At 72.3% G+C, this 14328-nt stretch carries 12 protein-coding genes; 1 reads left to right on the top strand and 11 read right to left on the bottom strand.

Features of this window, described 5'->3' with window-relative positions; translation table 11 throughout:
* Nucleotides 1-77 precede the first annotated feature (77 nt).
* Nucleotides 78-3977 (top strand): DNA-directed RNA polymerase subunit beta', encoded by a 3900-nt coding sequence (locus FVS66_RS10885; RefSeq protein ID WP_149180819.1) that lies wholly within the window; start codon nucleotides 78-80, stop codon nucleotides 3975-3977.
* Nucleotides 3978-4059: 82 nt separating this feature from the next.
* On the opposite strand, the gene FVS66_RS10880 is transcribed toward FVS66_RS10885, so the two are convergent.
* From FVS66_RS10880 to FVS66_RS10830, 11 genes are all read right to left on the bottom strand, one after another.
* Entirely contained in the window at nucleotides 4060-5565 is a 1506-nt protein-coding gene (locus FVS66_RS10880; RefSeq protein WP_149180818.1) for a PQQ-binding-like beta-propeller repeat protein, read from the bottom strand.
* A 13-nt stretch (nucleotides 5566-5578) separates the two neighbouring features.
* The gene (locus FVS66_RS10875; RefSeq protein ID WP_262386922.1) at nucleotides 5579-5899 is read right to left on the bottom strand and encodes a hypothetical protein; all 321 of its coding nucleotides are present in this window, start codon (nucleotides 5897-5899) and stop codon (nucleotides 5579-5581) included.
* Nucleotides 5900-6004: 105 nt separating this feature from the next.
* Entirely contained in the window at nucleotides 6005-6268 is a 264-nt protein-coding gene (locus tag FVS66_RS10870) for a hypothetical protein (protein ID WP_149180817.1), read from the bottom strand.
* Nucleotides 6265-6522: a hypothetical protein gene (locus FVS66_RS10865; protein ID WP_149180816.1), complete on the bottom strand. Its 258-nt coding sequence runs from the start codon at nucleotides 6520-6522 to the stop codon at nucleotides 6265-6267. The genes FVS66_RS10870 and FVS66_RS10865 overlap by 4 nt, the downstream gene beginning before the upstream one ends.
* A 114-nt stretch (nucleotides 6523-6636) precedes the next feature.
* Entirely contained in the window at nucleotides 6637-7596 is a 960-nt protein-coding gene (locus FVS66_RS10860) for an N-acetylmuramoyl-L-alanine amidase (RefSeq protein ID WP_149180815.1), read from the bottom strand.
* Between the two features lie 128 nt (nucleotides 7597-7724).
* Nucleotides 7725-9170 (bottom strand): phage tail protein, encoded by a 1446-nt coding sequence (locus tag FVS66_RS10855; RefSeq protein ID WP_149180814.1) that lies wholly within the window; start codon nucleotides 9168-9170, stop codon nucleotides 7725-7727.
* Nucleotides 9171-9246: 76 nt separating this feature from the next.
* Complete coding sequence (locus FVS66_RS10850; protein ID WP_149180813.1) at nucleotides 9247-9963, bottom strand: hypothetical protein; 717 nt, start codon at nucleotides 9961-9963, stop codon at nucleotides 9247-9249.
* 3 nt (nucleotides 9964-9966) lie between these two features.
* Entirely contained in the window at nucleotides 9967-11073 is a 1107-nt protein-coding gene (locus FVS66_RS10845) for a hypothetical protein (protein WP_149180812.1), read from the bottom strand.
* A gap of 10 nt (nucleotides 11074-11083) precedes the next feature.
* On the bottom strand, nucleotides 11084-12283 hold the full coding sequence (locus tag FVS66_RS10840) for a hypothetical protein (protein ID WP_149180811.1): 1200 nt from the start codon (nucleotides 12281-12283) through the stop codon (nucleotides 11084-11086).
* 76 nt (nucleotides 12284-12359) lie between these two features.
* Entirely contained in the window at nucleotides 12360-13295 is a 936-nt protein-coding gene (locus tag FVS66_RS10835) for a phage distal tail protein (RefSeq protein WP_149180810.1), read from the bottom strand.
* Between the two features lie 23 nt (nucleotides 13296-13318).
* Nucleotides 13319-14328 (bottom strand): tape-measure protein (locus tag FVS66_RS10830; RefSeq protein WP_222946919.1); only part of this gene is annotated, 1010 nt, incomplete at its 5' end.

The raw sequence follows: 14328 nt of genomic DNA, 5'->3' as shown, positions 1-14328 counted from the left end.
CCCCCATCCGGCCGGCCTCGCCCAGCGACCCGTACAGACCATTGATTGACACGAACCCTGAGAGGGATTGACGCATAGTGCTCGACGTCAACTTCTTCGACGAGCTGCGGATCGGCCTGGCCACCGCGGACGACATCCGGCAGTGGTCCCACGGCGAGGTCAAGAAGCCGGAGACCATCAACTACCGCACCCTGAAGCCCGAGAAGGACGGCCTCTTCTGCGAGAAGATCTTCGGCCCGACCCGGGACTGGGAGTGCTACTGCGGCAAGTACAAGCGTGTCCGCTTCAAGGGCATCATCTGTGAGCGGTGTGGCGTCGAGGTCACCCGCGCCAAGGTGCGCCGTGAGCGGATGGGCCACATCGAGCTGGCCGCTCCCGTCACCCACATCTGGTACTTCAAGGGCGTCCCGTCCCGGCTGGGATACCTGCTGGACCTCGCCCCGAAGGACCTGGAGAAGGTCATCTACTTCGCGGCGTACATGATCACGTACGTCGACGAGGAGCGCCGCACCCGCGACCTGCCCTCGCTGGAGGCGCATGTCTCCGTCGAGCGCCAGCAGATCGAGAACCGCCGCGACGCCGACCTCGAGGCCCGCGCCAAGAAGCTCGAGACCGACCTGGCCGAGCTCGAGGCCGAGGGCGCCAAGGCCGACGTGCGCCGCAAGGTCCGCGAGGGCGCCGAGCGCGAGATGAAGCAGCTCCGCGACCGCGCCCAGCGCGAGATCGACCGTCTCGACGAGGTGTGGACCCGCTTCAAGAACCTCAAGGTCCAGGACCTGGAGGGCGACGAGCTCCTCTACCGCGAGCTGCGCGACCGCTTCGGCACCTACTTCGACGGATCGATGGGTGCCGCGGCGCTGCAGAAGCGCCTGGAGTCCTTCGACCTCGACGAGGAGGCCGAGAGGCTCCGCGAGATCATCCGCACCGGCAAGGGCCAGAAGAAGACCCGCGCCCTGAAGCGGCTGAAGGTCGTCTCCGCCTTCCTGCAGACCTCCAACAGCCCCAAGGGCATGGTCCTCGACTGCGTCCCGGTCATCCCGCCGGACCTGCGTCCGATGGTGCAGCTGGACGGTGGCCGCTTCGCGACCTCCGACCTGAACGACCTGTACCGCCGCGTGATCAACCGGAACAACCGACTGAAGCGGCTTCTCGACCTCGGCGCGCCCGAGATCATCGTGAACAACGAGAAGCGCATGCTGCAGGAGGCCGTCGACGCGCTGTTCGACAACGGCCGCCGCGGCCGCCCGGTCACCGGTCCCGGTAACCGCCCGCTGAAGTCCCTCAGCGACATGCTGAAGGGTAAGCAGGGTCGCTTCCGTCAGAACCTGCTCGGCAAGCGAGTCGACTACTCGGCGCGTTCCGTCATCGTCGTCGGCCCGCAGCTCAAGCTGCACCAGTGCGGTCTGCCCAAGGCCATGGCGCTGGAGCTCTTCAAGCCGTTCGTGATGAAGCGCCTGGTCGACCTGAACCACGCGCAGAACATCAAGTCGGCGAAGCGCATGGTCGAGCGCGGCCGCACGGTCGTGTACGACGTGCTCGAAGAGGTCATCGCCGAGCACCCGGTGCTGCTGAACCGTGCGCCCACGCTTCACCGCCTCGGTATCCAGGCCTTCGAGCCGCAGCTGGTCGAGGGCAAGGCCATCCAGATCCACCCGCTCGTCTGCACCGCGTTCAACGCGGACTTCGACGGTGACCAGATGGCCGTCCACCTGCCGCTCTCCGCGGAGGCGCAGGCCGAGGCGCGCATCCTGATGCTCTCCTCGAACAACATCCTCAAGCCGGCCGACGGCCGTCCCGTCACCATGCCGACCCAGGACATGGTGCTGGGCCTGTTCTTCCTCACCACCGACGAGGAGGAGCGGGAGGTCAAGGGCGAGGGCCGGGCGTTCAACTCCACCGCCGAGGCGATCATGGCCTTCGACGCCCGGGAGCTCTCGCTCCAGGCGAAGGTCGACATCCGCTTCCCGATCGGCTCCGTCCCGCCCCGTGGGTGGACGCCGCCGGTGGCGGAGGAGGGTGAGCCCGAGTGGCAGCAGGGTGACAGCTTCCGGCTGCGGACGACCCTGGGCCGCGCGCTCTTCAACGAGCTGCTGCCCGAGGACTACCCGTTCGTGGACTACACGGTCGGCAAGAAGCAGCTCTCCGAGATCGTCAACGACCTCGCCGAGCGCTACCCGAAGGTCATCGTGGCGGCGACGCTCGACAACCTGAAGGCGGCCGGCTTCTACTGGGCGACCCGTTCCGGTGTCACCGTCGCCATCTCCGACGTCGTCGTTCCCGAGGCGAAGAAGGAGATCGTCCGTGGCTACGAGGCGCAGGACGAGAGGGTCCAGAAGCAGTACGAGCGCGGTCTGATCACCAAGGACGAGCGCACGCAGGAGCTCATCGCGATCTGGACCAAGGCGACCAACGAGGTCGCCGAGGCCATGAACGAGAACTTCCCGAAGACCAACCCCATCTTCATGATGGTCAACTCGGGTGCTCGTGGAAACATGATGCAGATGCGTCAGATCGCCGGTATGCGTGGTCTGGTGTCGAACGCCAAGAACGAGACCATCCCGCGTCCGATCAAGGCGTCCTTCCGCGAGGGTCTGTCCGTGCTGGAGTACTTCATCTCCACGCACGGTGCCCGTAAGGGTCTGGCCGACACCGCCCTGCGTACCGCCGACTCGGGTTACCTGACCCGTCGTCTGGTGGACGTCTCGCAGGACGTGATCATCCGCGAGGAGGACTGTGGCACCGACCGCGGTCTGAAGCTCCGGATCGGCTCGAAGGACGAGGCCGGCATCCTGCGCAAGGCGGAGGACGTCGAGACGTCCGTGTACGCCCGGATGCTCGCCGAGGACGTCGTCGTGGACGGCAAGGTCATCGCGCCGGCCAACGTCGACCTGGGCGACGTGCTCATCGACCAGCTGATCGCGGCGGGTGTCGAGCAGGTCAAGACCCGCTCGGTGCTCACCTGTGAGTCGGCGGTCGGCACGTGTGCGTACTGCTACGGCCGTTCGCTCGCCACCGGCAAGCTGGTCGACATCGGTGAGGCGGTCGGCATCATCGCCGCCCAGTCCATCGGTGAGCCCGGTACGCAGCTGACGATGCGTACCTTCCACACCGGTGGTGTGGCCGGTGACGACATCACCCAGGGTCTGCCCCGTGTCGTCGAGCTCTTCGAGGCCCGTTCGCCCAAGGGCATGGCCCCGATCTCGGAGGCGGCGGGCCGCGTCCGGATCGAGGAGACCGAGAAGACCAAGAAGATCGTCATCACGCCGGACGACGGCAGCGACGAGACGGCGTTCCCGATCTCGAAGCGCGCCCGTGTCCTGGTCGGCGAGGGCGACCACGTCCAGGTGGGCCAGAAGCTCACCGTGGGTACCGAGAACCCGCACGACGTGCTGCGCATCCTCGGCCAGCGGGCCGTTCAGGTCCACCTGGTCGGCGAGGTGCAGAAGGTCTACAACTCGCAGGGTGTGTCGATCCACGACAAGCACATCGAGATCATCATCCGGCAGATGCTGCGCCGTGTGACGATCATCGAGTCCGGCGACGCGGAGCTGCTGCCGGGCGAGCTCGTGGAGCGCTCGCGCTTCGAGCAGGAGAACCGTCGTGTGGTCACCGAGGGCGGTCACCCCGCCTCCGGCCGACCGCAGCTGATGGGTATCACCAAGGCGTCGCTGGCGACGGAGTCGTGGCTGTCCGCGGCCTCCTTCCAGGAGACGACCAGGGTCCTGACGGACGCGGCGATCAACGCCAAGTCCGACTCCCTGATCGGCCTCAAGGAGAACGTCATCATCGGTAAGCTCATCCCGGCCGGTACGGGTCTGTCCCGCTACCGCAACATCCGGGTCGAGCCGACCGAGGAGGCCAAGGCCGCGATGTACTCGGCCGTCGGCTACGACGACATCGACTACTCGCCGTTCGGCACGGGCTCCGGCCAGGCCGTTCCGCTGGAGGACTACGACTACGGTCCGTACAACCAGTAAGGCGTACGTCTGACCGAAGGGCGGTCACCCCGTTGGGGTGGCCGCCCTTCGGCGTTACATGGCGCGGGCGGCGGACACGTGGCTACCGGACCTTCCACGCGGTGGTCTCCAGGACGCCGACGGGGGCGTCGTCGCCGGTGCCGTCGTCGAAGACGACCGTGTACCGGCCGCCACCGCCGACCCACAGGTCCACGGGCCGGTCCGGCTCCAGGTCGTGGACGTCGAGCTCGTGGAGGAACAGGCCGGTGGCCGGTTCGACCTGGAGGAGCCGGTTCGAGCTGAGCGCCCACACCGCGCCGTCCGCGTCGGTGGCCAGGGCGTGGAGATGGTCGTCGAGGCCGGCGGTCCACAGATGGCGGCCGTCGCGGAGCGAGTAAGCGACGAGCCTGCCGTCCGTGTGCCGGGAGGCGCCCTTGCCGGTGCCGTTGACGCTGTCGTCGCCGGGGCGTACCCCGAGGGCGACGAGGGTGTCGCCGACGACGACGCCCGCGCGGGCCGGGCGTGCGGGGAAGGCCCGGTAGGGCAGCTCGCCGACGCTCGGCACGACGCGGATCTCGTGGCCGGGAGCGACGGCGGGAATCCTGGCCAGGGGACGGCCCCGGTCGTCGTACGACAGGACGGCGTGGGTGCCGCGGGACTCGTGCTCCTGGAGCCAGACGGTCAGCGGGCGGGCCGAGAGGACGGCCGCGTGCTCGGGTGGCCCGACGGCGGGCAGAGCGGTGCGGGTGAGCACGCGGCCGCTGCCGGGTGCGTGCGTACGGAGAACCGGGGCGCGCCGGTCGCCGCAGTCCGCGAGGGTGACGACGGGGCGTCCCGCCGGTCCGGGCGGTGTGTCCAGGTGGGCGAGCAGCGGGGTGCAGCCCGGGCCCGCCGATGTGCGCCAGCGCTGCTCGCCGTCCGGCAGGCCCAGCGCGCGCCAGCCGGTGCGCGTCGGGACGACCGCGAGCCCGTCGCCGGCGGCGATCAGGTCGTGGCGGGTCGGCAGGAGGCCCGACACCTCCGCGGTGTAGCGCGTGGACCAGCGGGCGGTGCCGGTGGTGAGGTCGAGGGCGACGGCGGTGGCGCAGGGTCCGCCCTCCGGGGCGTGGCCGACGAGGCCGATACCGCCGGAGGTGCCGCGGCTCATGGTGCAGACGGTGTTCCTGCCCGGTGGCGCCCACTCCCAGGTGACCGCGCCGTCGCTGAGGCGGTGGCCGGTGACCTTGTCGGGCCGGGCGCGGATCACCGTGTCCCCGGTCTGCCAGCTGCCCACGGCGCCGGCCCCGGCGGGCCGGTCGTGGGCGGCGGTCCACATGGCCCGCGCGCCCTCGCCGCCGCCCGCGTACAGCAGAACGGCCACCGGCAGCGCCCCGGCCAGGACGCCGGCCGGGGTCCAGCGGGCGGACGTGGTGAGCCCGTGGACCAGGAACGGCACGGTGACGAGTATCCCGGCCAGGCCCAGGAAGGCGAGTGCCCCCGGGAGCGCGCCGCCGATGTGCCGGAACGCCAGGGTTCCCCCGAGCCCCAGGGCCCCGGCCGCGGCACCGAACGGCGTACCGCCGAACAGTCCGTGTAACCAACGGCGGCGGATCGGACGGTTCTGCGGCATGGTTTCCTTTCGCTCAGCCCAGCAGGGCGAGATGAACGCGGCGCAGGGCGCGGACGCCCACCGCCAGGACCGGCGGGACGTCGTCCGCCGGGACGCGGCGGGCCAGGGACAGGGCGTCGACGGCGATGGCGTAGTCGTCGACCACCGCCGGGGGTGTGTCCGGTGCGGTCGCGGCCGTGGCGTAGTCGGCGAGGACGTCGCCGTACTCGATGACGGCCAGGCGGACGTCGGTCTCGACGGCGTCGGACCCGACCCCGTCCGTGCCGAGGCTCCTGAAGGTGTGCCGCTGCTCGTGCGCCATGACGTACCCCCGTAAGTCGAATCGCTGTGCCATGCATTGTCCTGGCAGAGCGGACGGGGCGTCAGGTCCTTTTTGGCGCTGTCTTGACGGGATGTTGTTGCCGGGGCCCGGCAAGCCGTTGCCGGGCCCCGGCCGTGGTCAGCGGAGGGTGATCTCCCACAGCGCGACGGCGACGGCGGCGCACGCGGCCACCGCGCCGATGCTCGCCAGCGGCCAGCGCGCGCGCTCCAGGGAGTCGAGGCGCGCCTCGTGGTCGGCGAGCTGCCGGTCGGTCTGGTCGCTCCGCTGGACCAGCAGGGCGAGGGAGCCGTCGACCCGGGCGAACCCGGCTTCGAGGGTGCCGCGCAGGCGCTCCAGCTCCAGGGCGACCCCGACCGGGTCGTTCGGGTCGGTCTCGGTCATGGGCGGCTCCTGTGTTCGGGGCTGCCGGCGGGCTCGGCCGGTTCGGTGCCGGTGCGCAGCCAGGGCGGCAGCAGGGGTTGTACGGCCGGGACGGCCATCACCCGGGTCAGCGCACCGGCGACGGCGAGTGCCGCGGCGACCCAGGGAAGGCTCGCCGGCAGGCCCGCCGCGTCGATCAGGGCGGGCAGGGCGACGGCGATACCGACCGCGGTCTGCAGGACGGTGCGGGCCGTGCGCTTGGCGGCTTCGGACATCAGGCTGCTCCTCGTAGGGGGCGGGGGTGGGGGCGGGGACGGAGGACGCGGTCGGCGGCCGGGGCCCGGGCCCTGGCCGGGGCGCCCCGGGCCGGGGAGCGCCGGGGCGGGCGGTCAGGGGGTGACCGTGAAGCCGTGGCGGCCGCCGAGCCTGGTGAGGGAGGTCCGGCCGGGGATGCCGTCGGCGTCGGCGCCGCGGTAGCCGAGCTTGCGCTGCCAGGCCGCGTACGCCCGTACGGTGGCCGTCCCGAAGTGGCCGTCGGCGTACGGCTTCGGCAGCAATCCCTCGGCGACCAGAGCGGCCTCGACGACGCGTGCGCCGGAGTACGAGACGGGGGTCCCCGCCCTGGGCGGGTCCTGACGTGCCGCGGCGACCAGCCGGGACAGGTCGACCGCCGGGATCGCGGGCGGCCGGAGCGCGGGCGAGGCCGTCCGCGCCGGGGCCGGCTTGGTGGCGGCGGTGCCCAGGCGGGTGGCGATCCGGTTCCGCATGGCCGGCATGGTGAAGCCGCGCGGGTCGACCTTCCAGTCGGACCATTCCAAGTGGCCGATGACGCTCTTCGAGGTCCAGCCGTGGGCCCGGCAGATCGCGGCCGATGCCCGCTCGACGGCCTCCAGCTGAGCCGCCGGCCACGGGTCGGCGCCGTCGCCGAGGTTCACGCACTCGAAGCCGTAGAACCGGGCGTTGCCGTCCACGGCGCCCGGGCTGCCCTGGTGCTCGTGAGGTGCGGGCGGCCGGTCGCCGTAGTCCTCGGCGATCACCCGCTGGAGGACCGCCGGGTCACCGCCGCCCGCGTGGTTGGCGCGGCCGCCGCCGACCAGGTGGACGGTGCCGTCCTTGGCGATCACGCCGTGGCAGAGCGGCCCGGGCAGCTGGTCGTATCCGTCGTAGCAGAGCTGGACGGACGTGGCGGTGCCGCTGGAGACGGTGTGGTGGATCATCACACCGTTCACCGGCCCCCAGGCGCCGACGTGGTCGCGGTCGTTGGTGCGCCAGCCGGCGTGCTCGACGACGGTGACGCCCTCGGCGCGGAGGGCGGCTAGCAGCTTGTCGGGGGTGAGTGGGGTGGCCATGGCGGCTCCTTCCGTGGTGCGTGGGTGGAACGGGTTGTACATGGGTACGGAAAAGCCCGCCCCGTGCGCCGGTCTTCGGCATACGGGGCGGGGCCGTGGGGGCTGTCGGGTCCGCCGGGCCGGGTCGGTCAGGAGAGCGCCGCCCAGATGGCGTTGGCGTCGGGCATCACCGTGGACGGGTTGAACGAGGCGGGCAGCGACGTCTGCCCCGTGACGCTCAGCCGCCCGTGCCGGATGAACGAGCCCGGCATCCGGGCGCTGCCGCCCGGGGCCTCGCCCATGGCGGCGCCCCGCATGAAGGCCGGGCCGTTGCTGTTGGGGCTCGGGCCGTTGACGACCAGCGCGACCCAGTACAGGCCGGGCTGCGCCTGGTACGGGGTGGTCAGCGGGCACACGACGGTCTCGCCCTCGGTGGCGGGGATCAGCCCGGTCAGCGATGCGGTGAGGCCGACCCGCGTTCCGGCGCCGGTGTAGAGACCGGCGTACGAGGAGGAGCTCAGCGTGCCGCCGACATAGCCGGGCACGTAGAACACCACGTTGCCGACGGTGGTGGCGGAGTGCAGCGGGACGCCGATCAGGTACACCCAGCCGCTGATGCAGTACTGGACCGAGTTGCCGGAGCTGGCGGCCGGGTCGAACGACCACCCGGCGAAGCCCACCGAGGCCGGCGACCAGGTGCCCGCGGCGGACACCGCGTCCACATACCCGCGGCGGACCAGCTGGTCGGGGGACGCCGGGTCGGCGGCGGTGGCCGGCGGGGTCTGGAACGTCTTGGCGCCGGCCACCGTCTGGTCCCCGGCCAGCAGCAGCGCGGTGCCCGCCGGGACCGCCGCGACATCGGCGGCGCTCAGCTGTACGGCGCCGACGTCGCCGTTGACGGAGGTGACGGGTGCCGCGTCTATGCTCAGGTACCGGGCGTCGCCGGCGGCCTGGGTCAGGGCGCCCAGATCGGCGGCGGTCAGCTCGACCACGCCGGTCTTCCCGTTGACGGAGGCGACCTGGCCGCCGCCGCCCGGCAGTTGGGCGGGTGTGACGAGGCCGTCGGCGCCGAGCGTCGCGACGCCGCCGGGCGCGCCGGCCCGGTCGGCGGGGACGGCCGCCACGTCGTCGGCGGTCAGCACGATGACGGGTTCGGTGTGGCCGTTGACGGAGGTGACCGCACCGGCCGGGCCCTGTGGTCCCGGTGCGCCGGGCGGCCCCGCCGGGCCCGGGACCGCCACATAGTTCGGGGCGTTCGGGTCGGCCGGGGCCATGTCGGCGAGGTCGACGGCCGGGGCCGACGCGGGCAGGGCGATCTGGTAGACGCGCCGCCGGGTGATCCCGGAGAGCTTCTCGGTGACGGTGTACGTCCAGTTGACCGGGTTCCAGCCGGGCGCGTCGGTGGCCGGCAGGGTGAGGGTGATGCGTCCCTCGGCGTCCAGCGTCGCGCGCGTGGGCCCGCCCAGGAACAGGTCGGCCTCGGCGTGGGTGAGCAGCGCGGGCGGCCGGAACTCGACGGTGCCGTTCAGCGGGCGGCCGTCGGGGGCGAGATAGCGAGCGGTGACGCTCACGGTCGGGATGGTTTCGGGCAGCACGAGGATGTCTCCTTGCTCGGGTGGTTCCAGGGGCTGGGCGGGGCGTGAGCTCGATCGCCGTACGCGGCCGTGGGCGTCAGGACTGGACGCCGTACAGGGCCAGGGGGTGGCAGCGGACCGTGTCGCCGGCCGTGGCCACCTTCGCCTGCACCTCGAACGTGACGGTCGCGCTGTACGCCGCCGCCAGTGGCTCGGTGAAGACCAGCTCGGCGCCGGGGGCGCCCACCGGCCCCACCTGCGCACCGTCCACCAGCAGCCGCACCTGCGCCCCGGCCGCGCCCTCGACGGCGATCCGGCAGTGCACGCGCGGGTGCTGGGCGATGCCGGGGCCCCGGTAGAGCGTCGTCCAGGTCGTGGCGCCGGTGGACTCCCAGCGGGCCGACGCGACGGGCTCGGGCAGCGGGTACGGGATGTACGGCCGGGCGAGGCCGCGCTGCCGGGCGTCGTCGGCGACGACGACATTGCCCTTGCGGTCGAAGATCTGGACCGGCTGCACCGGCAGTGTGTCCGGCGTGCCGGTCCACACCGTCAGCGCCAGCGAGCCGTCGTCCCGGCGCACGAGCAGCCCCTGCTGCGCGGTCTGCGCGTCCCGGTCGGGCTCGACCTGCCCCAGGTACAGCAGGTCCTCGCCGCTCGCGGTGCGCACCCGGAGCCGTCCGCCGTCGCCGATGACCACCTCGCCGCCCGAGATCTGGTTCAGCGCCGGGTTGGTGTTGGCGCTGCCCATCAGGTCCCGTACCTGGCGTTCCAGGTCGCGGATGCGGTCCAGCAGATCGGTGGGGATGATCGCCACGGGTTACACCCCTTCCAGATAGAGCGTGGCCGTCTCGGCCTTGGTGCGCTGCGGCGGGTTCACGGCGAGTCCGACGATCCGGTACGGCGCATCGAGCCCGTCCGGGTGCCACAGGTCGTGGACGCGCAGCCGGATCCGGGCGCCGAGCAGCGCCGGGGTGATCCGTCCGTCCAGCCGGACGGTGATCTCGGGGATGGTCTCCGGCCTGCGCTGCCGGGCCAGTTCGGCGAGACCCAGGGACCGCAGCGTCGCCTCGTCCTTCACGCCGCTGTGGTCGGAGGTGCGCTCCAGCCGGGGCCAGCCGGCGGCCAGGTCGGCCGGCTCCTCGACGCTCACGGTGAGCGGCACGGAGTCCTGCGACTGGTCGGTGTTGGCGGACTCGCCGCGTGCCACCCACACGTTGGCCTGCACGGTCGAGTCCGTGGGCAGGCTGTATGTGACGACCGGGCCCGGGTGGTCGAGGACGATGTCCGCGTGCCCTGTCTCGATCCTCGGGTGGCCGAGCTGGAGCCGTTTGACGCGGCGGCCCTGGGCGTCGCGGTGGCAGTGGATCCGCCACTCGAAGCCGTCGGCGAGCTTGGCCAGCTTGTCGAGCAGTTCCCGGACCCGGGCCAGCGCGGAGTACCCGTAGGCGAAGTCCCGCCGGACCCCCGACATCTCGGGGCCCAGGCTGATGCCGATGTCACCGCCCGGCTGCTCCTGGGCGTGGCCCACCAGGGCGCGGGCGATGTCGAACTGGTCGGTCGCGGTGCCGACCATGTCGCCGGAGAGGATCCGGTGGTCCAGGTACGAGTCGAACGTGCCGGCCTGGAACCGGACCGTGAGCCGGCCCTTGTCGTCGGCGGACGGGGTGCAGGTCCACAGCACGCCGCCCCACCAGATGTCGCCGTCGCGCTCCAGCCACACGGCGGTGCGCCCCGGCTGGAGCGCGGCCCGCGCCCGGGCGGCCAGCCGGGCCTCCGGGAGCGGGACGGTGGCGGACAGCGAACCGGCCTTGCCGATGTAGTCGTCGAACTTCGTCTCCGTCAGCGGCATGACGTCCAGCACCTGGTCGGTGCGGAGGTCGCAGAAGACCGCACGGTAGACGGGTGTGGTGACGGGGCTGCTCATCGGCGTCGCCTCACAGCCACGGGTCGACGCGGATGAACCGGTTGTCGAACCAGCACTTGTTGGTGGTCGCGGACGAGGCGTGGGCGGACACGGCGGTGTAGGTGGCGCCGACCTCCAGCCCGGTCACCGGGAAGGTGGTCGAGACGGAGTAGGAGCGGTTGTTCGCGGCGATGGCGGAGCGGGTCTCGTGGGCGGCGAGGACCAGGGCGCCGTTCTTGCGGATGTTGGCGGACATCCGGGCCCACTGGCCCTCGACCCCGGCCCGGCCGTTGAAGCCCACGGTCACCAGCACCTTGCCGGAGGCGGGGACTGTGAAGGTGGCGCTGATGGTGGGCTGGGTCGTGTCGGTGATGGCCTCCACATAGGTGGTGGAGCTGGTGTAGCCGCCGTCGTTGTCGTACACGAACGCCGTGGAGGGCACCGCCGGGCGCCACACCGCGCCGTCCCAGCGCTGGAGCCGCCCGGCCTCGTCCCGGTACTGCCCGGTGTACTCGCCGGCCGCGAGCGCGCCCTGCGGGGCGATGCCGCCGACCTGCCGGGGATAGGAGGCCCAGCGGGCGCCCTCCCAGCGCTGCAGGCGGGTGCCCGTGTCCCGGTACTGGCCGACGTAGCCGCCCGGGACCTCCCGGTTCCACGACTCGGCGAGGATGCCGCCGACCGCGACGGTGGGCACGCGCAGGTCGTACACCGCGGTCGCCCAGTCCAGCCCGCCCGTGCCGACGGACGCCCCGGCCGGGACGGTGACCCGGGCGAGCGGAAGCGACGCCTCCGGCGTTGCCGGGACCTCGGGGGTGCCGTCCGGAGTGCCCTGGACGATCTCCAGTACGGCCTCGGTGCGGTCGCTGGCGTCGTACTGCGTGTCGTACACCCGCAGCACGACCAGGTCGATGCGCGGGTTGTTGGCGTCGCCGTCGGCGAACGTGATCGGCGTGTAGTCGGTGAGCGCCACCGGGTACGCCCCGGCGCCCGCGAGGCCCTGGACGACGGCGCGGCCCGGGGCGACCGCGGCGGTCATCCCCGCGGCCTCGCCGAACACGTACAGGGCGGACATCAGGTACTCGCCGTCCGTGGACCCCGGGATGACACCGGCGGCGCTGGTGAGCGCCCCGGTCGGGGCCATCGTGCCGATGGGTGCGAGCCGGGTGTCGGTGCGGGACTGGCCGGAGTTGGTCTCGGTGCGGTTGATCAGCCATGCGCTGCGCACGGGCATGTCGTCCTCCTGGGAAGGCGAAGGTGCTGGGGGAAGGGGTGTGTCGGTTCCGGCTTTTCCGGTCGGGCGTGTCCGGTCACCAGTGGGCGTCGCGCCAGCGGACCAGCGCGGAGGCGCGCGGGTCGGGGGTGGCGTCGTCGGAGTGGAAGGCCAGCCCCGTGCTGCCGGGTTCGAGCTGGAAGAGCTGCTCGGGCGCGGACTGGGAGGTGGCGGTGTAGAGCCGGGACGCGGTGCCGTTGAGCAGGACCGTGCCGACCTCGGTGTCGACGGTGAGGACGTCCCCGGCGCCCAGCACGATGTCGTACTGGAGCCGCCGCCCGTCGCTGAGCCGGGTCAGGGTGGGGCGGCGGACCGGCCCGTGGAACTCGACGACCGGGTGGGCGGGCGCGCCGCCCGCGTTGACGGCGGTCAGGGTGCCCGCGCCGCCGGTGCCGCCCCAGTCCAGGGGCCAGCTCAGCCCGAGCCCGCCCGGGTCGTCCCAGACGAGGCCGGGTTCGGAGACGGGCAGGGTGGCGCGGCCCTGCCGCTCCATGGCGCCGAAGCGGCGCGGGTCGGTCGCCGTCCACTGCAGGCTCGCCCTGGACGTGCCCTGCGACACGTACCCGCGGTCCTGTGGGACGACGCGGCGGCTGATCCGGGCCCGTACGGCGAGGGTCTCGCCGTGCAGCCGCACCGCGAGCCACTGCTCACCGCCGTCCGCTCCGGTCGCGCCCCGGAACGCGGCGGTGACCGCCCGGGCGTCGGCGATCGACGGCGGCAGCAGCCAGACCGTCGCGCCGACGAGCCGGGGCTGCGCCCAGCGGGCACCGGGCCAGGAGCCGTGCTGGTCGGGGCGCGGGATGTCGCCGGTGTCCAGGGCCGGGAGGTCGTCCCAGCCGGTGAGGCCGGTGCGGTCGATCTCGTAGGGCGTTCCGGGGCCCATCAGCAGTCCGGCCCACTGGATCTGCCCGTCGCGGGTGATCAGTGAGCCGGGTGCCCTCTTGTCCCTCTTCGTTTCTGTGATCTCGGCCATGGCGGGCCGTCACCTCACTTCCTTCATGCTGCCGTCCGGTACAGGAACAGCAGGTCCTCGGCGATGGCGAGGGCGCTGCGCCCCTCGGGTTCGCGGTATGTGTGCAGCACCGCGCGGTCGTCGGGCACGGGCGCCGGGGCGGCGGCGTGCGGTGACGCGGGATGGCCGGGCTCGGCCGGGCGCAGCCACTCGACGGCGGACAGCGGCCGTACGGCGGCGACGCCGGGTGTGCCGGCCGGGTCGACGACGCCGCCCTCGGCGAGTTCAGGGATCCTCGGCAGGTCGACGCCGAACTTCTTGCCGAGGATGTTGAAGCTGAGGCCGCTGTTCAGTCCGTCGACGACCCAGTTGGCGAAGGCGATCAGGCCGTTGACGGCGCCGGTGATCGCGCCGGCGACGCTCTGGAGGCCGGTCGTGACGAAGCCGCCTATGCCGTTGAGCGTCCGGGTCATGGCGTCCTTGACCCGCTTGAACATGTCCGGGATCTTCTTGCTGATCCAGTTCAGGACGGGCTTGACGACGGTCTTGATGCCCTTCCAGGCGGCGCGGACGATCCCGGTCAGCGCCCGGGTGGCCGACGCGATGGCACGGCGGGCGCCGTTGAAGCCCCCTGAGATGACGGCACCGACGGCCTTCAGGACGCCGGTGACGACGGTGCGGACGGCCTTGAAGTAGAGCGAGATCACCTTGGCGTACACCCGGACGACGGGACCCAGGAACTTCCAGATCGCCCGGAAGACCTTGAGCACCTGGTCGAAGACCCGCTTGATGATCTTCTGTCCCGCCTCGGAGTTGAGCGCGTAGTCGATCAGATAGCCGATGAGCGGTGTGACGAGGCCGAGGACGAAACCGAACGGGTTGGCCCGCATGGCCACGTTGACGGCGGTCATCGCGCCGGCGGCGACGGTGAGGGCGCCGCCGAAGAACCCCATCAGCTTGGAGACGGTGCCCGAGCCCTTGCCGAGCGCCCCGGCGATGGCGCTCACGGAGGCCCCGTCGGCGGCGATCCGCCGGAGCGGAGCCCCGGCGGCCC

The sequence above is a fragment of the Streptomyces sp. TRM49041 genome, assembly GCF_008271805.1.
Taxonomy (GTDB): domain Bacteria; phylum Actinomycetota; class Actinomycetes; order Streptomycetales; family Streptomycetaceae; genus Streptomyces.
The sequence above is the reverse complement of the archived record's forward strand: the minus strand, read 5'-3'. Positions and strand labels throughout refer to the sequence as shown.